The sequence below is a fragment of the Streptomyces sp. NPDC059534 genome, assembly GCF_042743475.1.
Classification (GTDB): Bacteria; Actinomycetota; Actinomycetes; order Streptomycetales; family Streptomycetaceae; genus Streptomyces.
In genome coordinates, this window is sequence record NZ_JBHWAQ010000094.1 from 1 (window position 1) to 6,165 (window position 6,165).

General features: G+C 64.8%; 6 protein-coding genes. 1 reads left to right on the forward strand and 5 read right to left on the reverse strand.

All coding sequences use genetic code 11. The features are described 5' to 3' along the window. Window positions 1–54: 54 nt before the first annotated feature. The 4 genes from ACFVZH_RS39670 to ACFVZH_RS39685 all read right to left on the reverse strand — a co-directional run bounded on the left by ACFVZH_RS39670 (window position 55) and on the right by ACFVZH_RS39685 (window position 3,215). A complete protein-coding gene (locus ACFVZH_RS39670) occupies window positions 55–1,230 on the reverse strand; it encodes a tyrosine-type recombinase/integrase (protein WP_384905430.1) in 1,176 nt (391 codons plus the stop codon). After that, entirely contained in the window at window positions 1,227–1,832 is a 606-nt protein-coding gene (locus tag ACFVZH_RS39675) for a hypothetical protein (protein WP_384905432.1), read from the reverse strand. Before ACFVZH_RS39675 ends, ACFVZH_RS39670 begins: the two co-directional genes overlap by 4 nt. A 326-nt stretch (window positions 1,833–2,158) precedes the next feature. After that, window positions 2,159–2,491, reverse strand: coding sequence for a hypothetical protein (locus ACFVZH_RS39680; protein WP_384905434.1), 333 nt, complete (start codon window positions 2,489–2,491; stop codon window positions 2,159–2,161). Between the two features lie 13 nt (window positions 2,492–2,504). Further along, window positions 2,505–3,215 carry a hypothetical protein gene (locus tag ACFVZH_RS39685; protein ID WP_384905436.1) on the reverse strand — a complete coding sequence of 237 codons (711 nt, stop codon included), beginning with the start codon at window positions 3,213–3,215 and terminating at the stop codon, window positions 2,505–2,507. Window positions 3,216–3,358: 143 nt separating this feature from the next. On the opposite strand from ACFVZH_RS39685, the gene ACFVZH_RS39690 reads away from it, so the two are divergent. Then, complete coding sequence (locus ACFVZH_RS39690) at window positions 3,359–3,631, forward strand: hypothetical protein (RefSeq protein WP_384905438.1); 273 nt, start codon at window positions 3,359–3,361, stop codon at window positions 3,629–3,631. Window positions 3,632–4,890: 1,259 nt separating this feature from the next. On the opposite strand, the gene ACFVZH_RS39695 is transcribed toward ACFVZH_RS39690, so the two are convergent. Then, entirely contained in the window at window positions 4,891–5,079 is a 189-nt protein-coding gene (locus tag ACFVZH_RS39695; RefSeq protein WP_384905440.1) for a hypothetical protein, read from the reverse strand. Window positions 5,080–6,165 lie beyond the last annotated feature (1,086 nt).

Consider the following 6,165-nt stretch of genomic DNA (forward strand, 5'->3'; position numbering starts at 1 on the left):
GCGTGGGGGAGGCCGGGCCGCTTCGTGCATCTGTACCCATCGGGTCCTGTGAGCCTACCTACTGCCCTGGAGTCCGTCAGCAGGTTCCCCATCCCGTTCCGGCGCGTGCACGGGGACCTTGGCGAACAGGTCCCTCTTGGCGTTCTTGGCGGGTCGCACGTACACCTTGCGGGGGATGGGCGAGCCCTTGGCCCACCGGCCTGCTTCCTCGAGTTCCTCGTCGGTTGCCTCGGCTTCGGCAAGGTCGGTGGCGCCACCCGCGCGAAGGCCGTGTGAGGTGATGGGGCGGCCGTCGCCGATCAGGCCGGCCGCCGCGAACCAGTGCTTCACCCGCTCGTTGATGACGTGCGTCCGCAAGTGCTCTCCCCGTTTCGACGCCGTCTTCGCCCTGGTCTCTGCACTGGCCGGCTTCCCGTTCATCAGGAGGTGGCGGAAAAGCGGTCCCTCCGTGATGCCGAAGCTGGCGAGGTGCTCCAGCCAGCGACGCATGCGGCGGACAAGCTGAAGGTCTTCCCGGTCCACGAGCACGATGGTCTGGGCCTCGTCCTTGTGGTTCTTGTCCTCGGCAAGCCAGACGATGACGCGGTCGTCCAGGACCTTGATGTCTTCGATCAGGAGGTCGACGTCCTCGATACTGCGGCCGAGGAACCGGTACCCGAAGGCGAAGATGGCCGCGTCGCGAATGCCGATGGGTCGCCCGCTGGCCTCGGCCTTCTCGATCATCGGCATGACGTACGGCAGGGTGAGCGGGAACGCCTGCTTCACTCGTAGCGCCCGCTTGTTGTCCTTCCGGTAGAGCGCCAAGAGCTGGAGGTACTGGCTGCTGTCGGGCTTCTTCCCGACGGGCATCGCCCGCCGGATCTGCGACATGTAGTTCTTGATCGTCGAGACCTTGAGCCCCTTCGACATCAGGTGCCGCGAATACTCGGTGAACGTGGCGGTGGTGCACGGCATCGGCACACGGCCTTGCTCCCCGCACCACGTCCGGAACGCCTTCATCGGTCCCGTCTCAGCCAGATCCGTTGCCTTCAACAGGGCGGAGGTCTCCGGACTGACGCGCAGGTCGAGCTCCGTGTACCTGGGCCCGTCGGCCGTGGTCGGCAGCTCCTGTCCGGGGTGCAGGGTTGTGTGCTGATCGACAAGAAGCCGTGGCGCCGGCTCGTCGACGAGCGCCATGACCTCGAAAACCTCCTCGCCGAGCTCGGCGTCAAAAGTCTCTTGGTCGGTCACCCCGCTTTCCTCGTGTAAACCTCGGCACAGTTGAAGCAGATCCCGATATCGGTCTCCTTTTCCTGAGCCACCGAAATTCCCAGAACTAGGGTCTCCTCACCATCGCAGGCGCGGCAATTGTTAAGCTGGTATTCCTCTTCGCCCGTAGTAACCACGAAGTTGAATGCCGCATCGAATGGATTTTCCCATTCCTGCAAACAGAATCGACAGGATGGGACCTCGCCTCCTACGACGAAGGCCCACTGGCGACAGTCAGGGCATATCACAGTCCTGTCGGCAAGAAGCGACAGGTCGCCGGAGAGTTGCTTCATTCGGTCTTTTACGAGCGCTTCAATGTTTCGCAGCTGTCCGCGAAGGTTCTCCATCGTCTCAGCAACATGATGCGCCTCTCTCGAGAGAGAAGGGTGGAGATGCTTGATCGTGAAGTCGATAAGAAACCCAAGGGCACGGACGGCGCGCACCTCTACGGCGTAGGCGTTCGCGTAATGACCGTAGTGTGTGAGGGCATTCCTAGTCTCAGCCAAATCCTTGATCGCGGATCGCTCAGCGTCGGTAATTGGAACGGCAGCAATGCTGACAAGGCGATCAATCGTTGCATTCATGCTGCAACTTTCAAATTTCCCCTGCTCGAACGCTGTACGGGTGGCACTACCAGGGTCTCTAAACACAAGACTCCAGTGCTCTCGCACCAGCCGGGCCTTGAGGAGAACTTCCGTTCCGGCTTGCAGGTGTAGCACCGCATACTTCAAGTCTCTATTGCTAAGCAATTCCCTATCAGATCCCCCCACGCTTCGGATGTGGTGACGTAGGCGACCATTATCTCCGACACCCATCAGAAGCGAAACGGCACTTACGAGATAGTCCATTCCGTTGCGTACCGGGGTGAAGTCGAAATCTGGGCGAACGTTAGGTCGTCGAGAGGAATCTGTCACGGAACTATCCGATCCTGGAGGTTCTCATTGATCGCGAGGATAGCGTGCTCTTGATGGACGTATCCGCGGGGATTTCCGTCCCACTGAATTGCGGTAGCCGGCACGGTTCCAAAACCGGTGCCGTGAATGCGATCGTGGTCCAGAAGGCGGCGCGCCGTGTCATCGGCGTCTTGCTCGCTGATTTTCGGACTTTCGACGTCGACGAGGGCTGTTGTCGCTCGGTCGGCAAGGGCGGCACGGTGGACCAGGTACGTACGTTCTCGCCTGACGTCGCCGGGGTTGGCCTGCAGTTCGTCGCTCAGGTTCTGGACAAAGGCAACCGCTCGCAACGGGGCGAACGAATCAGAAGCCCTCATCGTCCGCTGCCCGCGGGGACGCCTGTGAGGGGGGGGAGGGGACCGTCACCCATCCGTGGTTCGTGGCGTACTCCAGGTCCGGGGAAACCCGGTAGGGGATGGGCCGGTCGGCACCGTCCACGAGCACCATCAGGAACTCGGTGCCGGCCGTATCCACGACCTCGCCCTCATGACCGCGGAGTCGTACGCGGACGCCGATGTCCACCCGGATGTCCTGTCGATTCTCCAGTCCGAAGTAGCTTCGGATGTAGGCGAACTCGGCAGTCCGGCGGACCTGCTGCAGCGCCTCCCTGGCCCTGAGTTCCTCGGGAGTGGTCTGCGGATTCACACTCCTCACCCGGTAGGAGCCTGTCGACTTGGTGCTGATGGTGTTCAACAGGATCTCCAACTGGTGGACCGACCGGTTGTCGCCGTCGTCGGGCTCCTGCAGGGCGAGTTCGTGAATGAGCCTGACAATGAAACCAGTGTCTGCGTGGTCCTTCGCGTACAGCAGCACCCGCCGGGTGCTGTCGGTGGGCAGCTTGGTGGGGAGGTGCCCAATGTTGTTCTCCGCGAGCTTCTGCTCGATGCTCTCGATGATGCGGGCGCCGGCCTTCTTCGCCCCGATGAGCTTGACGAGCTGCCAGACGTCCCACGTGGCGAATCCGTCCTGGAACTTAAGGTTGGCCGACAGGCCGGCCCACTCGTCCGCGTACATGTGTCCCCCTCGGGTGGCTTCCTGACGTCTCGCCAAGGTTACCGACAACAATTGGAGTTATTGTCGGCTACCGCAGGTAACACCTAGAATTGATCGAGAAGGGCGGAGAGCACCGACCGGGACCACAAACCGAGGAGCACCCGATGCCCCGCACCGTGCAGACCGCTGCGTACGCCCTCGTCCTCCTGGCGCTCGCCCATCCGGCCCTCGTTCCGCCTCTCTTCGGCACCCTCGGCCTGCTCCTCGGCGCGGTCGCCGCCGTCGTCGGCTGGGCCCTGGCGCACCTCTCCCTGACCCTGACGCTCGCGGCCACGACCCTGGTCCTTCGCGGATTCCCTTCGTTTCGGGGGTGGTTGGTGCGATCTTGGGTCGCTTGGGTCGCTTCGGTCGCTGCCGTCGCCCCGGTCAAGGCGTAGCCAGACCCGCCCGTTCGATCTGTTCGATTCTTCGCTGAGAACGACTCTCCGCTCAGCCCCCTTTCGCAGCGCACTCACCGCGCGACCGTAGAACGCGCCCTGTGGCGCCATCCGGCGGAGAGCATCGCCGACCACCACGAAGAGAGGAACACCCCGATGCGACCGCGTCGTCACGTCGTCACCATCACACTCCCACAGCCGGATCCCGCGCCCACGTACCCGGAGCACGTGGAACTGTTCTGTGAGGCAGGCCGGAAGGACGGCCTCATCGGGCCCCAGGACATCGCCCGTATGGAGGACGTCATCCGGCGCCGCGGCGGTGACTGGTGCACCGCCGTCCTCGGCCGCCCATTCCCCGGCCTCGGCCGTGTCCCGTCCCGTGACGGGTGGCTTCTGGTCCTCGGCGACGAGCGTGGCCTCACCCCCGCGCTGCCGCAGTTCGTCGTCCAGGCGCGCGCGGAGGAGGCTTCCCGGCGTCAGGAGCGGGAGACCTTGGTCGCACTCAAGTCAGAGACGGAGAAGCGGCGTTGGGCCCTCGTCGTGGGCGCGGCCGCCGTGGAAGCTCGCGGTACGGGAGAACACCCGGCACAGCAGCGTGGGCGGCTCACTTCGACATGTCACCGCGGCGGTCAACCTGCTGTCCGGCCGCTCCCGTCGACATACGGCGGGCCGGGCTTTGTGCGAGACGGCGGGCCGGGCGAACTCTCTGCACCCTGGGGGAGCCGGAAGCCTACCGAGCGCACCGGCCGGGGCGCAGGCCCTCACGGGAGTGCAGCCAGGTGCTGCGGTGCGCCGCGAGGTGAGGTGACGCGCGATTCCTGCTCTGGCCGCGTCACCTCACCTGCGCCGTTCACCCGGCGGACCATCAGCAGGTGCGCCTCGACAGGCCATTCCGTATGGTCACAGCGACGCCCCTACAGGACGTGGCGTCGGTGGTGCCCGGTCCTGTGTCCCCTTCGCACGTGGCACAGTACGGGCGGCCAGTCAGCCGGGAGACCGCGCGAACACGCTCCGTCCCTGCGGGCCAGGGCGTACGTCTCGCGGCGCTCCACATAGCCCGCTGTGGCATGGATGGTGCGTAGCGCCCACTGATCTGAGTGGCTGGCGTCCGTGGCCTAGGCCGTGTAACTCTTGTGTCTCCTACGCACTACTTAGTGCATTGGATTGGGCAGCACCCCCCCCGCCGCGCCAACGGCGAGGGGCACCTTCTGCCTACTGGAGACGCTGTCCCCGGCTACTTGGTCAAGCCGGGGGCGTCGTCACATCTGGGGGAAGTTGAACTCCCAGAACGTGCGCGCGATCCAGTACGTCGCGGTCGCCACCGGTACGAGCCAGAGGCGGATGCGTCGCCGCACCGACCGCCAGTTCACCGAGTGGAACGTTCGGCGGACGAGAAGTTTCACGTCCTGCCACAAGTCCACCAGCTTGGACCGCCACAGCTTCCTCATTGGGCATACCTCCTGGGAAGAGGGCTTCGGTTCGCGCCGAAGCCGTACGTCCCTCCCGGGGTTGCCAACGCGGTGCGCTGCGTGAGAAAGCAGATCACACCGAGGCATCTCTGCGCACCTTCCGAGATTTTCTGATAGGTCATCAAAACAGCAGGTCAGCGCGCTAGATGCCCTCGTTTGGAGTAACAGCGCGAGCATGCTTGAGCTCGCGCTGTTGCGCCGCAAATCAGCCCCTCCACCTGGGCAAATGCCTGTCGGAGTGGTGCACTCAACACACCCTGTTGATTAGTGACCTACATCACAGGAACAATCTCCTTGGTGATCATGAAACGTGGCCCAGGTCACAGGAATGGCGGGTGAGGCGACGCGATACGGATCCGGGGCACCGCGTCACCTCTCCTCCCGCCCGGGTCAGCCCGTGCGCTGCTCGGCGAGCGCCCGTTCGAGGGCCTCGAGGTGCGTGACGATGTCCTCGATCTTCACGTACGAGATTGCGACGGTGGCGAGGCCGCTGTCGTGCACCTTGATGTAGTACTCGGCGTACGTCGACTCGTCCTCGTACGTGTACTCGCCGGGCTTGGCCTTGGGCGAACCCGCCGGGGCCCTCGTCGAACCAGTCGGCGCCCCAGACCTCTTCCATGGCCTTGCCGACCGCGGCCTTCGGGACCTCCTCGAACTCGATGGTGGCGCGCCCGTGGTCGTCCAGGCGGACCTTCCCCGAGCCCTCGCCAGGCTTCTCCCAGCGCAGGGTGGGGCCGTAGCAGCGGCACCTCGGATCGGTCGTGTCGAGGGCGGGGAACGCCGCGGTGAATGCGTCCTGCGCAGCGGACTGCTGGTCCTCCCAGGTAGTCCGCCAGTAGTCGAGTGCCTCTATGACGTGCGGCTGCACGCGCTGCTCCCTTCCGCCCTGGGCACGTTGCCACCGGACGGCGGCCGCGCGGGACGTACCGAGGGCAGGGGCGCACCCTGCATCGCGTGAAGGAGTTGTGTCCGCCGCTGGCCATGTGGTCCCTGGCCCCTGGACGGCACATGAACGGGAGGGGCCCCGCCGGCGGTGCGGGAGCCACAGGGGAGAGGCTCCCGCAC